Annotated in this window: 16 protein-coding genes and 3 pseudogenes; 12 read left to right on the top strand and 7 right to left on the bottom strand. The window is 75.0% G+C overall.

Annotation, left to right across the window (positions count from 1 at the left end):
• Positions 1 to 442 (top strand): gamma-glutamyl-gamma-aminobutyrate hydrolase family protein (locus KPL57_RS25280; RefSeq protein WP_226353430.1); only part of this gene is annotated, 442 nt, incomplete at its 5' end.
• Positions 443 to 611: 169 nt separating this feature from the next.
• On the top strand, positions 612 to 1,244 hold the full coding sequence (locus tag KPL57_RS25275; protein WP_020623249.1) for an NUDIX hydrolase: 633 nt from the start codon (positions 612 to 614) through the stop codon (positions 1,242 to 1,244).
• A gap of 44 nt (positions 1,245 to 1,288) precedes the next feature.
• Here the strand turns inward: KPL57_RS25275 and KPL57_RS25270 are convergent, their stop codons facing one another.
• The 7 genes and pseudogenes from KPL57_RS25270 to KPL57_RS25240 form a co-directional block, all read right to left on the bottom strand.
• Positions 1,289 to 2,776 (bottom strand): CdaR family transcriptional regulator, encoded by a 1,488-nt coding sequence (locus KPL57_RS25270; RefSeq protein WP_226353429.1) that lies wholly within the window; start codon positions 2,774 to 2,776, stop codon positions 1,289 to 1,291.
• Positions 2,773 to 3,849, bottom strand: coding sequence for a DUF917 domain-containing protein (locus KPL57_RS25265; RefSeq protein WP_226353428.1), 1,077 nt, complete (start codon positions 3,847 to 3,849; stop codon positions 2,773 to 2,775). The genes KPL57_RS25270 and KPL57_RS25265 overlap by 4 nt, the downstream gene beginning before the upstream one ends.
• Positions 3,850 to 3,867: 18 nt before the next feature.
• A complete protein-coding gene (locus KPL57_RS25260; RefSeq protein WP_226353427.1) occupies positions 3,868 to 4,998 on the bottom strand; it encodes a DUF917 domain-containing protein in 1,131 nt (376 codons plus the stop codon).
• On the bottom strand, positions 4,995 to 6,098 hold the full coding sequence (locus tag KPL57_RS25255; RefSeq protein WP_226353426.1) for a DUF917 domain-containing protein: 1,104 nt from the start codon (positions 6,096 to 6,098) through the stop codon (positions 4,995 to 4,997). The genes KPL57_RS25260 and KPL57_RS25255 overlap by 4 nt, the downstream gene beginning before the upstream one ends.
• The gene (locus KPL57_RS25250; RefSeq protein WP_226353425.1) at positions 6,095 to 7,687 is read right to left on the bottom strand and encodes a hydantoinase/oxoprolinase family protein; all 1,593 of its coding nucleotides are present in this window, start codon (positions 7,685 to 7,687) and stop codon (positions 6,095 to 6,097) included. The genes KPL57_RS25255 and KPL57_RS25250 overlap by 4 nt, the downstream gene beginning before the upstream one ends.
• Positions 7,688 to 7,755: 68 nt before the next feature.
• Entirely contained in the window at positions 7,756 to 8,973 is a 1,218-nt protein-coding gene (locus KPL57_RS25245) for a cytosine permease (protein WP_264198531.1), read from the bottom strand.
• A 12-nt stretch (positions 8,974 to 8,985) separates the two neighbouring features.
• Positions 8,986 to 9,895: pseudogene (locus tag KPL57_RS25240) on the bottom strand (IS5 family transposase); the annotation flags it as partial.
• Between the two features lie 175 nt (positions 9,896 to 10,070).
• Between KPL57_RS25240 and KPL57_RS25235 the strand changes: the two are divergent.
• The 10 genes and pseudogenes from KPL57_RS25235 to KPL57_RS25200 form a co-directional block, all read left to right on the top strand.
• Positions 10,071 to 11,053: pseudogene (locus KPL57_RS25235) on the top strand (AraC family transcriptional regulator).
• 94 nt (positions 11,054 to 11,147) lie between these two features.
• Complete coding sequence (locus KPL57_RS25230) at positions 11,148 to 12,107, top strand: LysR family transcriptional regulator (RefSeq protein ID WP_020624605.1); 960 nt, start codon at positions 11,148 to 11,150, stop codon at positions 12,105 to 12,107.
• Between the two features lie 85 nt (positions 12,108 to 12,192).
• A pseudogene (locus KPL57_RS25225) lies at positions 12,193 to 13,236 on the top strand (FAD-dependent oxidoreductase); the annotation flags it as partial.
• Positions 13,200 to 13,499, top strand: coding sequence for an FAD-dependent oxidoreductase (locus KPL57_RS70185; protein ID WP_308252996.1), 300 nt, complete (start codon positions 13,200 to 13,202; stop codon positions 13,497 to 13,499). The pseudogene KPL57_RS25225 and the gene KPL57_RS70185, both read left to right, overlap by 37 nt.
• Before the next feature lie 56 nt (positions 13,500 to 13,555).
• Complete coding sequence (locus tag KPL57_RS25220; protein WP_226353422.1) at positions 13,556 to 14,836, top strand: aconitase X catalytic domain-containing protein; 1,281 nt, start codon at positions 13,556 to 13,558, stop codon at positions 14,834 to 14,836.
• Entirely contained in the window at positions 14,833 to 15,096 is a 264-nt protein-coding gene (locus tag KPL57_RS67225; RefSeq protein WP_264198533.1) for an aconitase X swivel domain-containing protein, read from the top strand. The genes KPL57_RS25220 and KPL57_RS67225 overlap by 4 nt, the downstream gene beginning before the upstream one ends.
• Complete coding sequence (locus KPL57_RS25215; protein WP_308252995.1) at positions 15,093 to 15,284, top strand: hypothetical protein; 192 nt, start codon at positions 15,093 to 15,095, stop codon at positions 15,282 to 15,284. Before KPL57_RS67225 ends, KPL57_RS25215 begins: the two co-directional genes overlap by 4 nt.
• A complete protein-coding gene (locus KPL57_RS25210; RefSeq protein WP_226353421.1) occupies positions 15,281 to 15,721 on the top strand; it encodes a Rieske (2Fe-2S) protein in 441 nt (146 codons plus the stop codon). Before KPL57_RS25215 ends, KPL57_RS25210 begins: the two co-directional genes overlap by 4 nt.
• On the top strand, positions 15,718 to 15,996 hold the full coding sequence (locus KPL57_RS25205) for a hypothetical protein (RefSeq protein ID WP_226353420.1): 279 nt from the start codon (positions 15,718 to 15,720) through the stop codon (positions 15,994 to 15,996). The genes KPL57_RS25210 and KPL57_RS25205 overlap by 4 nt, the downstream gene beginning before the upstream one ends.
• A partial coding sequence (locus KPL57_RS25200; protein ID WP_264198526.1) for an amidohydrolase family protein occupies positions 15,996 to 17,616 on the top strand: 1,621 nt, incomplete at its 3' end. The genes KPL57_RS25205 and KPL57_RS25200, both read left to right, overlap by 1 nt.

Below are 17,616 nucleotides of genomic sequence, written 5' to 3'. Positions count from 1 at the left end.
GGGCGCATACCCGGCGGTGCTGCAGCCCGGCTCGGTCGCGGCGAAGGCCTACGGGACGCGCGAGATCTCCGAGCGGCACCGGCACCGCTTCGAGGTCAACAACGCCTACCGGCAGCAGCTCACCGAGGCGGGCCTGGTGTTCGGGGCCTCCCCGGACGGCACGTTGGTGGAGTTCGTGGAACTGCCGTCGTCGCAGCACCCGTTCTTCGTCGGGACCCAGGCGCACCCGGAGCTCAAGAGCCGCCCGACCCGGCCGCACCCGCTGTTCGCGGCGTTCGTGAAGGCGGCCCTGCGCTACCGGGCCGAGGACCGGCTGCCGGTGCACCTGCCCGGCCGGGACAACACCGACGCCGACGACGCCGAGACGGTCGAGGGCGACGACGTCGCCGTCGGTGCGGGCGGCAACGGCGTGGCCCCGGCCGAGAGCACCTCCGTCCGCTGACCCCGACCGGACCGGGCCGCCGCCGGTGGTGCGGTCCGGTCCGCCGGTCGGGTGCCCTGCCGCCGGGCGCGGGGCGCGGCCCGTACGGCCCGCGCGCCCCGCACAGGCGGGGCCCGGCGACTACTGTCCGACGGGTGATCGAACTGCGCACCCGCCGGGCGGTGGCCCGGTGACCCGCCCCGGTGAGCACGACTTCCCGGTCCGCTCGGCCACCGACATCTACTCCGGTCGTGTCATGGCGCTGCGGTCCGACCGCGTCGTCATGCCCGGCGGCCGGGTCGCGACCCGCGAGATCCTGGAGCACCCGGGCGCGGTCGCCGTCGTCGCGGTCGACGAGTCCGGGCGGGTCCGGATGCTGCACCAGTACCGCCACGCCGTCCGGCGACGGCTGTGGGAGCTCCCCGCAGGCCTGCTCGACGTGGCGGGGGAGGACCCCGCGGTCACCGCGGACCGGGAGCTGACCGAGGAGGCCGGGCTGTCGGCGCGCGACTGGTCGGTGCTGCTCGACGTCGTGCCCTCGCCCGGGTTCTCCGACGAGTCGGTCCGCATCTTCCTGGCGCGCGACCTCGTCGAGAAGCCCCGCCCCGACCTGGGCGACGACGAGGAGGCCGACCTGGAGCTGCGCTGGATCCCGATCGCCGAGGCGCTCGGGATGGTGTTCTCCGGCGAGATCGTGAACGCGGTGTCCTGCGCCGGGCTGCTCGCGGCCCGCGCGGTCCTGGCCGGGGAGTTCGACCCGCGGCCGGTCGACGCCGAGTGGGTCGACCGGCCGTTCCGCTTCGCCCGCCGCGCCGACGAGTGACCGCCCTCGCCACGGGGTGCCGCATCCTCCGGCCGTAGCCGCGTTCAGCTGTGGAACAGCACGCTGCGGCACGCCAGGTGCAGGGCGAGGCGCTCGTCCGGGTCGGCGAGGTCGACGCCGAGCACGTGCCGTACCCGCTCGATCCGGGTCGCGACGGTGTTGCGGTGCACCCCGAGCACCGCCGCGGTCTCGGTCAGCGACGACTCGGCGTCCAGGTAGGCGGTCAGCGTCGTCAGCAGGTCCCCGGGCCTGCCCTGCAAGGGCTCCAGCATCGACCTGGCGGCGGGTAGGAAGGTGTCGGTGCGGGTCCAGGCCAGCAGCAGCGCCCCCAGGCCGAGCCGGTCGACGTGGACGAACCGGCCGCTGGTCGTGCGTTCGGCCGCGAGCCGGGCCGCGTCCCCGGCCTCGCCGAGGGTCCGGGCCAGCCCGCCCGCCCCGCGGTGCACCCGTCCCACCCCGGTCGAGGTCGGCAGGGACTCCCGCAGCAACCACTGGGTGCGCCGCGCGGCCGTCGCGTGCTGCTGCAGCTCGCCGGCGACGGGCTCGTGGTCGAACGTCGTCCAGGCGTTCCACCCCGGCCCCTGTTCGACGACGACCGCCCGCAGCCGCGCCGTCTCCACCGCCCGCAGCACCTGCTCCCGGGCCGCGACGACGTCCACCGAGGACGGCACGTCGATCCGCAGGCCCGCGTGCCAGCCGTCGAGCGACCAGCCCGCGTCGAGCGCCCGGCGTCGCAGCCCGGCGGGGAGCGGGTCCCCGGCCTGCAGGATCTCGGCGAGCAGCGCCGTCCGCAGCCGCGCGTCGCGCTCCACGGTGAGCCGCTGCTCGGCGAGCCGCTGACGGACCGAGTTCGCGGCGACGGCCAGCGCCGCCCGCAGCGCCGCGGTCTCGGCGGGCACCCCCTCCGGCTCGGTGACGGCCAGGCGGCCGTCCGGCTGGCCCGGACCGAACGCCACCTCCAGCAGCGCCGACCCGGCGGCCGGCGGCGGGGGCGCGGGGCCCGCCGGATCCGCGCCCGCGACGACCGAGCCGCCCGGGTCGAGCAGCCACACCGGCCGCCGCCAGGTCCGGGCCAGGTCCGCGACGAGGTCGTCGACGCCGCCGTGCGGGACCCCGCACACCGCCGCCGTCCGACCGACGAGTGCCGCGACCACCTGGTCGGGCTCCTGCAGCAGCCGGGTCGCGGTCAGCGCGGCGGCCAGCGCGTCCGGTGTGCCGAGCACCGGCAGCCCCATCCGCCCGGCGAGCAGCCGGCTCGCCGGGTGCAACGGTGCGTCCCCGGCGAGCAGCACCGCGACGGCCCCGGCCGCGACGGCGCGGCGCAACAGCACGTCCAGGTGCCAGTCCTCGCGCGGCGCGGACACCGCGACCGTCAGCAACGCCGCCCGCACCTCACCCGGGTCGGCGTGCAGGTCGGCGACGGTGACCACCCGCTCGACCGTGGCGCCGTCCGGGACGGGACCGCCCAGCGAGCGCACCGCGGCCCAGTCGGGATGGGCGAGCAGCCCGGACAGACCCAGCCCGCCGCTCACCGCCCCGCCCCCGTCCCGGACGGTGCCGCCCCGCCGCGGGCCGTGGGCGGTCCGAGCCCGAACGCCTGCGGACCGACGTGGACCGCAGCATCCGGGCGGGCCGCCCACCACGGCGGCGCGGGCAGCACCAGGACCAGCACGTCGTCGCCGGCGCGGACGGCATCGGCGGCGATCGGCGCGGCCGAGCGACGGTCCAGCAGCCCGATCACCTCCGGCGACGCGGCCACCGTCTCGCCGTCGGCGAGCACGAGCAGGTACTCGTTCTCCGCCTCGATCCGCAGGACACCCGTGCCCGGTGCGTCGACGGTGACCGCGGCCCGGCCGAACCGGCCGACGGGGGAGCGGCGCACGTCCACCACCCGGCCGCCGCCGAGCGGCTGCCCGCCGAGCGCGTCGGCGACACGGGCGGGCGCCGGGGTGTCACCCAGCCCGGCGTGCACGCGACCCAGCCCCAGCGCGCGGCCCAGCGTGCCCAGACAGGCGTCGCCGAGCGCGGCCGAGGCCGGTGCGGGCGCCATCACCGTCCCGGCCCAGCCGCCCGCCTGGGCGACGAACGCCCGCACGGTCAGCTCGGTCGACACCGCGTCCCCGCCGTCGACGACGACGGTCTGCCCGGCCGGCTCGGCCAGCGCCATCGGCGTCACCGCGCCCCCGGCGACGACCCGGGTCAGCTGGTCGACCCGCGGCAGCGCGCGCCCCATCAGGTCGGCGTCGACCAGCGGCAGCCCCAGCTGGTGGGCCAGCGGCAGCGGCAGCACACCGTTCAGCCCGGCCGCCTCGAACGGCATGACCGCGGCCGGGGTGACCCCGGTCCAGCGGACCAGAGCGCGCACGGCCGCGGGCAGCTCGTCGCCCGAGGGCAGCTTCTCGCCCAGCACCCGGGTGCCGCCGAGCATCCCGACCGGCACGACCGGGGCGTCGCCGAGCTCCGCCGGGGAGTGCAGCCGGACCGGGCCCGCCGCCAGCACCGACCGCAGCACGTGGGCGTACACCCGGGCGTCGCCGCCCCCGCCGGAGCCCAGCAGCTGCACCCCGGTGACGAGGGCGTCGACGTCGCCTGCGGTCACCTCCACGCCGGGGATGCTGCCAGGTCAGACCCGGTCCGTGGCGCCCGCTCCCCGGGGGACCGCCTCCAGCGGTACGAACTCCACGTCCAGACCGAAGCAGGCCGGCCCGAACACGGCGAGGGCCTCCGGCGTGCGCATCATGTCCGGGGTGGAGATCCCCACCACGACGACGCGCTGGCCGTAGCGCAGCGCCTCGGTGGTGATCGGCTCCCCGGACTCGGCCTCGAGCACGCAGATGAGGTCCGGGACGACCGCGACGGTGGTGTCGTCGACGGTGGCGACCAGGGTCTCGTTCTGGAAGACCGTGCGGAGCTCCGAGCCGCCGTCGAACGCGGTGAACCGGGCGGTGCCGCGGGCGAACCCGTCGACCGTGCGCCGCTCGACGTCGGTGACCTTACCGGCGAACAGCACCCGCAGGTGCCGGTAGAGCGTCGGCGCGAGCGTGTCGGCGATCGCCGCGACCGGGTCCCCGAGCTGCTCGCGCGCCTCCCGGATCGCCCGGCCCAGCCGCAGCGCCAGGGTGAGGGTGTGCGGGATCGCGGTGCGGCGCACGTCGGCGCCGGACATCGGGTACTCCGCGATCAGCGCGGACCCGCCCATCCGGATGGCGGCGCCCCGCGCGAGGTGCTCCATGCGGTGGTTGTCGGTGCCGGTGTCGATGAGCACCGACTCGCCGTGGTCCCCGGCGACGACCATCGGGGACCCGGGCACGCCGTACACCCCGAAGGTCTCCATCTGCAGCTCCGGGAACGCCCGGCCCATGCCGTCGCCGTCGATCACCGGCAGCCCGGTCCGTGCCGCGACGAGCAGCGGGATCATCGAGTTGATGCCGCCGCACTCCATCGGGATGGTCGCGTCCGCGGTGCGCCCGAGGTGCTGCTCCAGGCGGCGCAGGGCGAGCACCGGCTCGTCGCCGCGCGGGATCTTCTCGATCATCACCGTGGGCGCGCCCATCATCGCCGTCGCGATGACGAACATCTCCTCCGGCAGGTCGGCCGGATCGGCCGGATCGAGCACGGTGACCGGCCCGTGCTCGCGCATCGCCTGCTCCACCATGAGCCGCCCGATGTAGGGGTCCCCGCCGCCGCCGGTCCCGAGCAGCGCGGCGCCGCGGGCGAGGTCGGCCAGGTCGTCGGGGGTCAGGGTCCAGCTCATACCGGCGCTCCGTCCGTCACGGTGTCGTGGACCCGCACGGGGTCGGTGTCGCCTGCGACCCGTACCGGGTCGGTGTCGTAGCCGAAGTACCGCGGTCCGACGACGGCGATCGCCTCCGGGGTGTGCCAGCGCGGGTCCGCGGGGGCGGCGAGCACGCTGACGCGGTGCCCGAAGCGCAGCCCCTCGGTGGTCACCGGCTCCCCGGTCGCGGTGTCCAGCACCATGATCAGGTCCGGGGTGGTGACGACCGTCGCGCCGTCGACCTCGGCGATCAGGTGCTCGTTCTGGAAGTGCAGCACGCACCCGCCGGACAGCGTCGCCGTCCCGCGGGCGAACCCGGTGGTGGTGCGCCGCTGCACGTCGACGATCTTCCCGGTGTGCACCACGCGTCCGCCGATCTCGGCGGCGGCCGCGGCGACCGGGTCGGTGAACCCGGCCCGGGCCCCGGCGATGGCACGCCCGATGCGCACGCAGAGCCCGAGGGTGCCGCGGATCATCGTCTCCCGCGCCCGGGCCCCGGTCATCGGGTAGTTCGAGATGATCGCGGTGCAGCCCATGGTGATCGTCATGGAGCGGGCGAGGTCCTCGGCCCACTTCGCGGTGGGGCAGTGCAGGACGCCGGTGTTGCCCTGCTCGTCGGTGATCGACATCGGGGTGGCGGGGACGCCGGCGATGCCGGGCAGCACCATCTGCAGCTCGGGGAACGCCCGGCCCATGCCGTCGCCGTCGACCAGCGGCAGCCCGAGCATCGCCGCACCGGCCACCGGGATCGTGGAGTTGATGCCGCCGGCCTCGATGCACGCGACGTGGGTGGGGGTGACCCCCAGGTGCCCGGCGAGCGCGGTGACCGCGCGGCCGATCTCGTCGTAGGCGGGCAGCTTCTCCACGCTCACCGTCGGCGCCCCCATCTGCGCGACGACGAACACGGCGGCGTCGTCGGGCAGGTCGGCGGGGTCGACGAGCGGCACCGGCCCGTGCTCGCGCAGCGCCCGCTCGGCCAGCAGCCGGCCCAGGTAGGGGTCACCACCGCCGCCGGTCCCCAGCAGCGCGGCACCGCGGGCGAGCGCGGGCAGGTCCTCGACGGTCAGCACGCCGGTCACCGGGTCACCCTCCGCTCCAGACGCAGGTCGCCGACCGCCTTGGCGCGGATGCGGGTCGCGTTGCCGGGCAGGTAGGGAATGGGGACCTCGTCGAAGTCGACGAGCGCGACGGAGCCGGGGTCGGCGCCGGAGGCGACCGCACGGTCGACCGCCTCCTGCTTGGCGGCGTCGACGACGGCGTCGCGGCGTCCCGGCTCGATCGCGTACACCCGGTCGACCTCCCCACCGACCTGCGCGATCGCCGCGCCGATCGCGTTGGCGACGGCGAAGTTCTCCGGGCGGTGCACCGCGCCCAGCCCGGGGAAGGCGTCGGGCAGCAGCACCGAGCCGCCGCCGCCGGCGACCACCGGCAGTGGGTCGGCGGAGATCCGCATCCGGTCCACGACGTCGGCGACGTCGGTGGCGATCCGGTCCAGCGCCGCGGTCACCAGCTCCCGGGACAGCCCGGCGACCAGGGAGCGGTCGCCGATGTCGGCCCGGCCCGCCGCGACGGCGATGTCGGTCGCGGTCAGGGTGTCGCCGCCGAACACCAGCGCCCGCTCGGTGAGCCGGTAGCCGACAGAGTCCGGGCCGACGGTGGGCCCCTCGGACCGTCCGGGCTCGCCGGTGCGGACCAGGGAGCCGCCGCCGATGCCGACGCTGAGCACGTCGGGCATCCGGAAGTTGGTGCGCACCCCGGCCACGCTGACCTCGACGGCGGCCTCCCGCGGGAAGCCGGCGGTCAGCACACCGACGTCGGAGGTGGTGCCGCCGACGTCGACGACCGCGCAGGTGCCCAGCCCGGACAGCACGGCGGCTCCGCGCATCGAGTTGGTCGGACCCGAGGCGAACGTCGCCACCGGGTAGCGACGGGTGTAGCCGACGTCCATCAGGGTGCCGTCGTTCTGCGACAGGTACAGCGGCGCGGTGATGCCCTGGCCCTGCACCGCCCCGGCGAGCGCGTCGACGATGTGCGCGGCGAGCTCGCGCAGCGCGGCGTTGACGATCGTCGCGTTCTCCCGCTCCAGCAGCCCGACCCGACCGATCTCGTGGGACAGCGAGATCGGGACGTCCTGGCCCAGCTCCTCGGCGATGATCTCCGCCGCGGCCAGCTCGCACTCGCTGGTGACCGGGGAGAACACCGAGGAGATCGCGACCGAGCGGACGCCGTGCGCGGCCATGTCCGCGGCGTGGCGGCGCAGCTCGTCCGGGTCGAGCGGGGAGATCCGGCGGCCGTCGAACTCGTGGCCGCCGTGGGCGAGGTAGCCGCGCCCGGCGATCGCGTCGACCAGCCGCTGCGGCCAGTCGACCATCGGCGGCAGCGCCGCGGTGGCGGGCAGGCCCAGGCGCAGCGCCGCGGTGGGGGCGAGGCGGCGGGCCTCGACCAGGGCGTTGACGAAGTGCGTCGTCCCGATCATCACGGCGTCGACGTCGGTGGGGGAGAACGGGTGGTCGGCCTGCAGGCCGGTGAGCGCGCCGACGATGCCGGAGGTGACGTCGTCGGTGGTCGCGGACTTGACGGCGGCCAGTACCCGGACCCCGCCGGCCGGGGCGTCGTCGAGCAGGACGGCGTCGGTGTTGGTGCCGCCGACGTCGATGCCGATGCGCATGGAGTGCTCCTTCGGTGGTGCCGCGCCGCCCGCCCGCGGGATCGCGGACGGGCGGCGCGGAGTGCGGGTCAGGACGTGACGGCGGGGGCCGGGACCACGTCCGGCCGTTCGGTGCGGCTGACGCCGATCCCGCGGAGCAGCCCGAGCCGCCCGGCGAGGACGTAGAGCACGGAGGCGGCCACGATCGAGTTCACGCTGGGCAGCCCGGCGTCGACGAGACCGCCGAGCAGGGCCGACGCGGCCCAGATGACCAGCGTCGCCGGCACCCAGGTCGGTGAGGTGACGGGCAGCGCACCGGTGGTCCGCGCGGCCTCCAGGTCACCGCGCCAGCGCTTCACCACGAAGTACTCGGCGACCATGATCCCGGCGATCGGCGGGAACACCACGCCCAGCACCGACAGGAACCCGGTGAACAGGTCGAGGATGCCGCCCGCGGCCAGCAGCGAGCCGACGACGCCGAGCGCGAGGGTGACCATCGGGCGGCTGACGGTGCGCCCCAGGACGCTGCCGACGAAGTTCACCACGCCCAGCCCGGCCGAGTAGAGGTTCCAGTCGTTGATCTTGAGGGTGCCGAGGATGATGATCAGCGTGCCGACCCAGCCGACCGACGACGTGACGATGGTGATGATGTCGTCGGACCGGATGGCGTGTGCGAGCAGCACACCGGACATGCCGATCACGTACTCGCCGAGGGTGAACCCGACGACGGTCTGCTTGACCACGTCGGCGGAGGTCCGGTTGAACCGGGTCATGTCCGGGGTGATGATCGCCCCGACGATGAAGCCGCCCGCGACCAGCGTCGTGCCCTCGACCAGCGAGATCGACGGCCCCGGCGGCGGGCTCACCATGAGCGCGCCGACGTCGTGGCCGAGCAGGGCGCTGCCGATCGACCAGCCGACCAGCACCAGGAAGGCCGGCACCGTCACGTAGGCGACCCACTGCATCGAGCCGAAGCCCCACAGCACGATCATGGTGACGACCAGGCCGAACACCAGCGACCACGCCCAGACCGGCAGCACGCCGACCAGCGAGACCAGTCCCTCGGCCGAGACCCCGGACTGGACGCCGAACCAGCCGACGAGGCTCACCCCGATCGCGACACCGATCAGTGCGCTGCCGCCGTGACCGAAGCCGGTCCAGCGGGCCAGCAGCGAGGTGTTCAGGCCCTCCTTGCAGCCGATGATCCCGACGCCGATCGAGACCAGCTCCAGGATCACCGCGCCGAGGGTGAAGGCGAGGAAGGCGTCCCAGAACCCCATCCCGAACCCGAGTGTCGAGCCGAGCAGGAACTGGCTCAGAGCGTGTTTGGAAATTCTAGTGGGTTGAGGGTGTCGTGTGTTTCTGCTGGCGGGTGGCGGGGTATCCACGGGCGATGCGGCGGGTGATGGTGTTGATCGCGGCCCAGCGGATCATGGCTTCGGATGTGGTGGGGTGGCGTTCGTAGTCTCGGGCCAGGCGTCGGTGTGCGGTGAGCCAGGCCAGGGTCCGTTCGACCACCCACCTTCGTGGGAGGACGGTGAATCCGCGCTGCTCGGGTGGCTTGCGGATGATCTCGATCGTTGTCTGCAGGATCGTGGCGGCCCAGTCGAGCAGTCGCCCGGCGGAGCCGGCGTCGGCGTAGACGAACCGCACCCTGGTGCGCAGGTAGAGGTTGAGCAGGATCGGCTTGGCGCCGTCGCGGTCCTGTACCGAGGCCGAGCACACCATCGTGGTCAGCAGCAGACCGAGGGTGTCGGTCACGATGAACCGTTTCCGTCCGCCTGTCTTCTTCCCGGCGTCGTAGCCGCGGGAGTCCTGGCCGACGGTGTCGGCGCCCTTGACCGACTGGGAATCGATGATCCCCGCACTCGGCTCCGGATCACGGCCCTCGGCGATACGTAACTGCCCCCGCACGACCGGGAGGATCTTCTCGGTGACCTTCTGCTGTTCCCACTGGTTGAAGTACCAGTAGACGGTCTGCCAGGGCGGGAAGTCCACCGGCAACGCCCGCCAGGCACACCCGGTCCGCACGACATACAAGATCGCGTCCAGCACGTCCCGACGAGCATGAGCAACAGGCCGCCCCCGCCGCGCGAGCGGCGGTAACAACGGCTCGATCACCACCCACTGGGCATCACTGGTGTCCGAGGGGTACCGGCGCGGTCGTTCCTGCATGCCGACCACGATGGAGCACCCCAGCCGTGTCGACCATCCCGACACACCCACCATTTCCAAACACGCTCTGAGGAAGCCGTGCAAGGGGCGGGCGAGGAAGGCGCGGTCGTCGTCGGTCAGTGCCGTGCGGATGTCGGTGGTGGGCATGGCGTCCACGACACCAGCACGACGCGGACGACGACATGGGTGAGACACCGGATCTCCTGTCCGATCGTCTAACCTCGGTGCGGTGGACCCCTTCGGCGACCTCGTCCGCGGGCTGCGCTCGCACGGCTCGCTGTTCGGCAGCACCACCCTGACCCGCCCTGGTCGCTGCACTTCGTCGACGGCGCACCGCTGACCCTGTGCGCGCTGCTCACCGGCGCGGGGTGGATCGTCGTGCCCGGCGCCGACCCGGTGCGGCTCACCGCGGGGGAGACCGCCGTCGTACGCGGGCCCGCCGGGTTCCACGTGGTCGACGAGGTCGCCACCCCGGCCGAGCCGATCGTCTGCGGTGTGGACTGCGCGACGCCCGAGCAGGGCGGCACCCGCCACCGGCTCGGCTGGCGCGACCCGGCGCCGGCACCGGACAGCGACGCGAGCACTCTGATCACCGCGGCCTCCGTGGCCGGGGGCGAGGTCGGCGCCCGGCTGCTCGACGCGCTCCCGCCGGTCCTGCGGGTCGGCGCCGGGGGCAGCGGGGACACGGTGCTCGACCACGTGGCCGCCGAGGTCGCCGTCGACGCGCCGGGGCAGCAGGTCGTGCTCGACCGGCTCCTGGACTGGCTGCTGGTCTGCACCCTGCGCGAGTGGTTCGACCGGGCCGACGGCAGCCGCCCGCGCTGGTGGGCCGCCCAGCACGACCCGGTGGTCGGGCGGGCGCTGCGGCTGCTGCACGCCGACCCCGCCGCGGCCTGGACCGTCGCCGGGCTCGCCGCCGCCACCGGGGTGTCCCGGGCGACGCTGGCCAAGCGGTTCACCGACCGGGTCGGCGAGCCGCCGCTGACCTACCTCACCGGCTGGCGGATGACCCTGGCCGCGGACCTGCTGCTCGCCGAGCCCGACGCGACGCTGGCCGGCATCGCGCGCCGTGTCGGGTACGCCGACCCGTTCGGCTTCAGCGCGGCGTTCGCCCGGGTCCGCGGCGTCACCCCCAGCGCGTTCCGCCGGGGCGGGTCGCGAGGTGGGCGGCCCGGCGAGCGGGCGGATGCTCCGGACGGGGTGAGCGGCTAGCCTGCAGCGCCGTGACCACCGTCGCCGTCCTGCACCGCGCCCTCGGCCGCACCTCCGGTGTGACCGCCGTCGTCGTCGCTGTCAGCGGCCGGTCGTGACGGTCCCGCCGCACCCACCGTCGGTCCGGCTGGCGAACCTCGACCTCAACCTGCTCGTCTCGCTGCGCGAGCTGCTGCGTGAACGCAACGTCACCCGGGCCGCCGCCCGGATCGGCATCTCCCAGCCGGCCGCCAGCGCGGCCCTGTCCCGGCTGCGCCGTCACTTCGACGACGAGCTGCTGTCCCGCCATCCCGGCGGCTACGTGCTCACCCCGCTCGCCGCGCAGCTCGTCGACCAGGTGGAGGGCGTCTGCTCGGCCGCCGAGCGGCTGTTCGGCACCGGCCACGGCTTCGACCCGTCGACGGCCCGGCGCGGGTTCACCCTGCTCGTCGCCGACTACACCGTCGCCGTCCTCGGGCCCGCGCTGTCCGCGGCGGCGGCCCGGCGCGCCCCCGGCGTCGAGCTGCGGCTACGGCTGGTCCGCGAGTCGTTCTCCGCCGACATCGGCGAGACCATCCGGCTCATCGACGGGCTCATCGCCCCGCCCGCCGCCCGCTTCGAACGACCCGAGCTGCGCTCCACCGCCCTGTTCGACGACCGCTGGGTCTGCGTCGTCGACGCCGCCAACCCGGTCGCCGCCGGGCCGGACCCGACCCTGGACCTCGACGAGCTCGCCGCGATGCCCTGGGTGGTCCCGTTCGCCCCGGACCGGGGCATGTCGGCGGCGGCGCCGATGACCCGCCAGCTCGCCCGCCTCGGCGTCGAGCCCGACATCCGGGTGCGGGTCGAGAGCTACCTGTCGGTGCCGTACATGGTCGTCGGCACCAACCGCGTCGCGCTGCTGCAGGAGCGGCTCGCCCGCCAGGTCGCCGACGGCCTCGGGCTGGTCGTGCTGCCCTGCCCCGGGGACCCCGGACCGATCCGCGAGCGCCTCTGGTGGCACACCGACCTCGACCCGGACCCGGCCCACCAGTGGTTGCGCGAGCTCCTCGTCGAGCTGTCGGCCACCCTGTAGAGCTGCCACTATTCGTCCGGTCGATGGTCCGGCAGGCGAACGTTCTATTTCCGGGACGGTGCGCGCCGTTCCTAGTGTGTGAGCCATGCCTCACCCGCTGACGCCCCTGCCGGTCCACACCGTGACCCGGGACGCCCCACTGCGCGCCGACGACGCGGCCGAGCACGCGGTGACCGCCGACGTCTGCGTCGTCGGCTCCGGCATCGCCGGCCTGTCCGCCGCCGTCGAGTCCGCCCGCCTCGGCCGCGACGTCGTCCTCGTCGACGCCGCCCCCGTCCTCGGCGGGCAGATGGTGAACTCGCTGATCGGGCTGTTCTGCGGGGTCTACGGCAACGGTCCGGAGTTCCGGCAGCTGACCCACGGGCTGTTCGACTCCCTGTTCCCCGACCTCGAGGCGAGCGGCGACCTGTTCCGCCGCTCCGGCCACACCCTCACCGTCGGCTACGACGAGGTGCGCCTGGGCCGCTGGGTCGAGGACACCGTCCGCGCCCACGGCATCAGGGTCCTCACCAACGCCACCCTCACCGGCGTCGAGCGCGACGGCGACCGTGTCCTCGGCGCCCGCCTCGCCACCCGCTACGGCGCCGTCGACGTCACCGCGTCCGGATTCGTCGACGCCAGCGGCGACGCCGCGCTCGCCTGGGACGCGGGCCTGGAGTGCCGGCTGCCCGACCGGGAGATCTACGGCAGCCAGCAGCTCGTCGTCGAGCATCTCGACGCCAGTGCCGCCCCCGAGCCGGCCGAGCTCGCCGAGCGGGTCGCGGCCAAGGCGGGCGACTACGGCCTGCTCCGCCGCGACGGCCTGGCGTTCTACTTCCCGGGGCGCGACACCGCCGTGCTCAACATGACCCACATCGAGGCGCCGCTGGACCCGTTCGCCGCCGCCGAGGCCCAGCTGGAGGGGAAGGCGCAGGCCGACCGGGTCGTCGAGTTCCTGCGCGCGGAGTTCCCCGAGGTGTTCGGCAAGGCCGCGGTGCGCTCCTACGGGCTGCCCGGCCGTCGCCAGACCCGCTGGATCGCCGCCGTCCACCAGCTGACCGTCGAGGAGGTGCGCGCCGGGGTCCGCTTCGACGACGCCGTGGCCCGCACCGCGTGGCCGATCGAGCTGCACGACAGCCCCGACGGCTACGTCTGGGAGACCTTCGACGCCGACCACCTGCACTACGTGCCGCTGCGCTCGATGCTGCCGCCGGCGCGTCCAACCTGGTCGCCGCGGGCCGCTGCATCGACGGCGACGCCGCCGCCCTGTCCAGCGTGCGCGTCATGGGCCCGTGCGCGGCGATGGGCCACGCCGCCGCACACGCCCTCGACCTCGCCGGACCGGCGGGCAGCCTGCACGACGTGCCCGCCGGTGCCCTCACCGACCGGATCCGGGAGAACGTCGACGGCTGACCCGGCCCCGCCGCCACCACCACGAGGAGACAGGCAACGATGCCCGGAGGCGCTCCGTGATACTCACCGACGACGACCGCAGGATGCTCGACGGGGCCGAGGGCCCCGCCGTCGCCGCCGCGATGGACCTGCTCACCCGCTACGCCGAGGCGCTGGACGCGGAGCGGCTCTGCTCGGTCCGCAACGTGGCCGGGACCGCCACCCAGCCCTCGCCGCTCAAGGCCCGGCTGGTCGCCGAGGGCGGCTGGGACCGCGCCTTCTCCGTCATCAACCTCGACAGCGACACCACGCACGAGATCCCGCCGATGGCGGTGCCCACCTGCCAGCTCCAGCAGGGCTTCGGCGCCGATGCGGCCGCCGTCGCGCCCTACCCCGCGGAGTTCGTGGAGCTGCAGGCCGACGCCGAGACCTTCTACGGCCGTCGCGGCGTCTCCATCCTCGCCACCTGCACGCCGTACCAGGTCGGCAACCTCCCGGTCCGCGGCGAGCACTGCGCCTGGATGGAGTCCTCCGCGGTCGTCTACGCCAACTCCGTGCTCGGCGCCCGCACCAACTGCGAGGGCACCGCGTCCACCGGCGCGGCGAGCCTCACCGGACGCGTCCCGTGCTGGGGCAACCACCACGACGCCCACCGCCGTGGCACCCACCTGGTCCGGGTCGACACCCCGGTCGGCGGGTTCCTCGACTGGGGGCTGCTCGGCTACTTCACCGGCGAGGTCGTGCAGGAGGCCCGCCCGGTCGTCACCGGCGACCTCGCCCTGCCCGACCTCACCGACCTCAAGCACTTCGGCGCCGCGGCCGCCTCCTCCGGCGGGGTCGAGATGTACCACGTCCCCGGGGTCACCCCGGAGGCCCCGACGGTCGAGGCCGCCTTCGGCGGCAGCGTCCCGGTCGACGCCGTCGTCTACGGCGCCGCCGAGCGGGCCGCCACCTACGCCCGGCTCAACGACCAGGGCACCAGCGGGTCCGTCGACTTCGTCCTGCTCGGCTGCCCGCACGCCTCGCTCGACCAGATCCGTGACGTCGCCCGGCTCCTCGACGGCCGCCGCCTGCACGACGGCACCTCGCTGTGGATCATGGCGCCGCGGGCGCTGGCCGCGGGCGCCGAGCGCAGCGGCTACACCGCCGTCATCGAGGCGGCCGGGGCGAAGGTGCTCACCGACTCGTGCCCGGCCATGTCCCGCCTCGCCCCGCCGGGCACGCGGGTGTTCGCCACCGACTCCGCCAAGCAGGCCCACTACCTGCCCGCGATCCTCGGGATCGAGGCGTGGTTCGGCACCACCGAGGACTGCGTGCACGCCGCGGTCACCGGTCGCTGGTCGGGTGAGCTGCGATGACCGCGACCGTCGGCACCGTCCTGCGGGGCCGCACCGTGGTCCCCGGTGTGGTCACCGGCGAGGCGCTGGTCTCGCCGGAGACGATCTCGGGGTGGGGCGGCATCGACCCGGCGAGCGGGACGATCGTCGAGGCCCGGCACCCGCTGCAGGGTGTCTGCTTCACCGGGCGGATCCTGGTGTTCCCCGGCGCAAGGGCTCCTCGGGCTGGTCGGCGTTCTTCCAGAGCACCCGGCTGCTCGGCACCGCCCCACTCGGGATGATCTTCACGGTCACCACGACGAAGGCCGCGCTCGGCGCCGTCGTCACCCGCGTCCCCGCACTGGCCGACCTCGACGTCGACCCGGTGCGGGTCCTGCGCACCGGTGACCGCATCCGGCTCGACGCCACCGCGGGCACCGTCGAGCTCCTCGCGCGGGCGGACGGGCACCGGGCGGGGGAGGGGACATGAGGCTCGCCGTGCTCCCCGCCGACGAGCTCGCCCCCGGGGAGCACCGCGTGGTGCGGGTGGGCACCCGCTCGATCGGCGTCTTCCGGGTCGGCGACGACTACTACGCCCTCGCCGACCACTGCCCGCACCAGGGCGGCCCGCTGTGCCGCGGCTCCGTCGCCGGGGCCCCTGTGGCGACCGGCCCGGCCGACGTGCGGCTCGACGACGACCACGTGCTCGTCGCCTGCCCCTGGCACGGCTGGGAGTACGACGTGCGCACCGGCCGCTCCTACCAGCCCGGCGACGCCCCCGCCCGCAGCCTCCCGGCGTCGGTCGAGCCGGGCCCGCCGGGGATGACACCCGGCCCCTACACCGCCGAGACCTTCGAGGTCACCGTCGAGGACCGCTGGGTGGTCATCGACACCGGCCGTCGCCCCGCCACCGAGGAGACGTCATGACCACCACCGACTCCGCCACGGCCACCACCCGGGCCCCGGCCCGGCGCCGCGCCCGGACCCCGATCGTCGACGCCGACATCCACCCGGTCGTCACCGCCGACCGGCTCGCGGCCGCGCTGCCCGAGCCCTGGCGGCGCCGTCTGCACCGGTTCGGGCTGCGCGGCGCGCCGCCGCCCGCGGTCTACCCCCGGGTCCGGCACGGCGGCATGCGCCGCGACGCCCACCCGACGCGGCCGGCGGCCCCGCCCGGCCGCCCGGCAGCGACCTCGATCTGATGCGCAGCCAGCTGCTCGACCCCTACGACGTCGTCGCCGGGGTGCTGATCCCGATGCAGGGGCACACCGCGGGCGCCGAGGAGCCCGCGTTCGCCGCGGCGCTGTGCCGGGCGTACAACGACGTGCTCGTCACCGACTGGCTCGACCCCGAGCCGCGGCTGCGGGCCAGCATCTGCATCCCGCACGAGTCGCCGGCCGAGGCCGTCGCCGAGATCGAGCGCCGCGCCGACGACCCGCGGTTCGTGCAGGTCCTGTTCCCCAGCGGCACGTTCCTGCCATGGTCGGACCCCAAGTACCGGCCGATCCCGCCGCGGGCCGCCGCGCACGGCCTGCCGGTCGCGATCCACCTCGGCGGCACCGAGGGCCACCGCGGCGACGGCTGGCCGTCGTTCTACCTGGAGCAGCACGCCTGGTACGGCAACGCGGTCGCGGTCGCGCTGACCGGGCTGGTCGCCGGCGGCGTCCTCGACGCGGTACCGGACCTGCAGTTCGTGCTCGTCGAGGGCGGGGTGTCCTGGCTGCCGTCGCTGCTCTGGGGCCTCGACGACGCCTGGGAGCTGTGCCGCGACGACGTGCCGTGGCTGACCCGTCCCCCGTCGGAGATCGTGCGCGAGCGGGTCTGGTTCACCACCCAGCCGATCGACGAGCCGCCGGTGCCCGCGCACCTGGCGACGACCTGGGAGCAGACCGGGATGACCGACCGGATCCTGTTCTCCTCCGACTACCCGCACTGGGACTTCGACGACCCGATCACCGCGCTGCGGGTGCTGCCCGCGGCGCTTCGCCGGCCGATGGCGGCCGCCAACGCCGCCCGCCTCTACGGCCTGACCCTGACCGGAGCGAGGAATGAGCGCCGAGCCGGCCGAGGAGTTCTTCGACGCCGACACCCACGTCGCACCGGCCTCGATCGCCGACCTCTCGCCGCTGCTGAGCCCCTACTGGCGCGACTACGCCCTGGGGGCCGCGCTGCGCGTGGACCCCGTCCAGGCCGGTGCCTACCCGCCCGCGATGGTCGAGGGCCCCGCTCCACACGACGTGGCGACCCTGCGCGCCGCCGTCCTCGACCCCCCGGCCCCCGGTGGCGGACGGGTCACCACGGCGATCCTGACCTGCACCACCGCGTTCGACGTCAGCCGCAACCACGCGTTCGAGGCCGCCTGTGCCGGGCGGTGAACACCTGGGTCGCGCAGCGGTTCCTCGACCACGAGCCCCGCGCCGCGGGTCGGTCGCCGTGCCGCTCGGTGACCCGGCGGCGGCCGTCGCCGAGATCGAGCACTGGGCGGACGACCCGCGCTTCGTGCAGGTGCTGCTCCCGGTGCGCGGCCACGACCTGCGCTGGGGTCACCCGGTGTTCCGGCCGGTCCTCGCCGCGGGCCGCCGCGGCCGGGCTGGTCGTCACCCTGCACGCCTGGGGCGGGTCGGCAGCGCCCCGACCACGACCGGGTTCACCCACACCTACCTGCAGGACTACCTGTCCCACGGGCAGGTCGCGCAGTCCCCAGCTGGTGTCGCTGGTCGCCGAGGGCGCCCTCGGGGCGCTGCCCGGACTGCGGGTGACCGTCGCCGAGTGCGGTCGTCCTGGCTGCCGCCGCTGCTGTGGCGGCTGGACAAGGAGTGGCG

Source organism: Pseudonocardia sp. ICBG601 (assembly GCF_020496245.1).
Note: the sequence above shows the minus strand (reverse complement) of the source record. Positions and strands in the feature narration are given on the sequence as shown.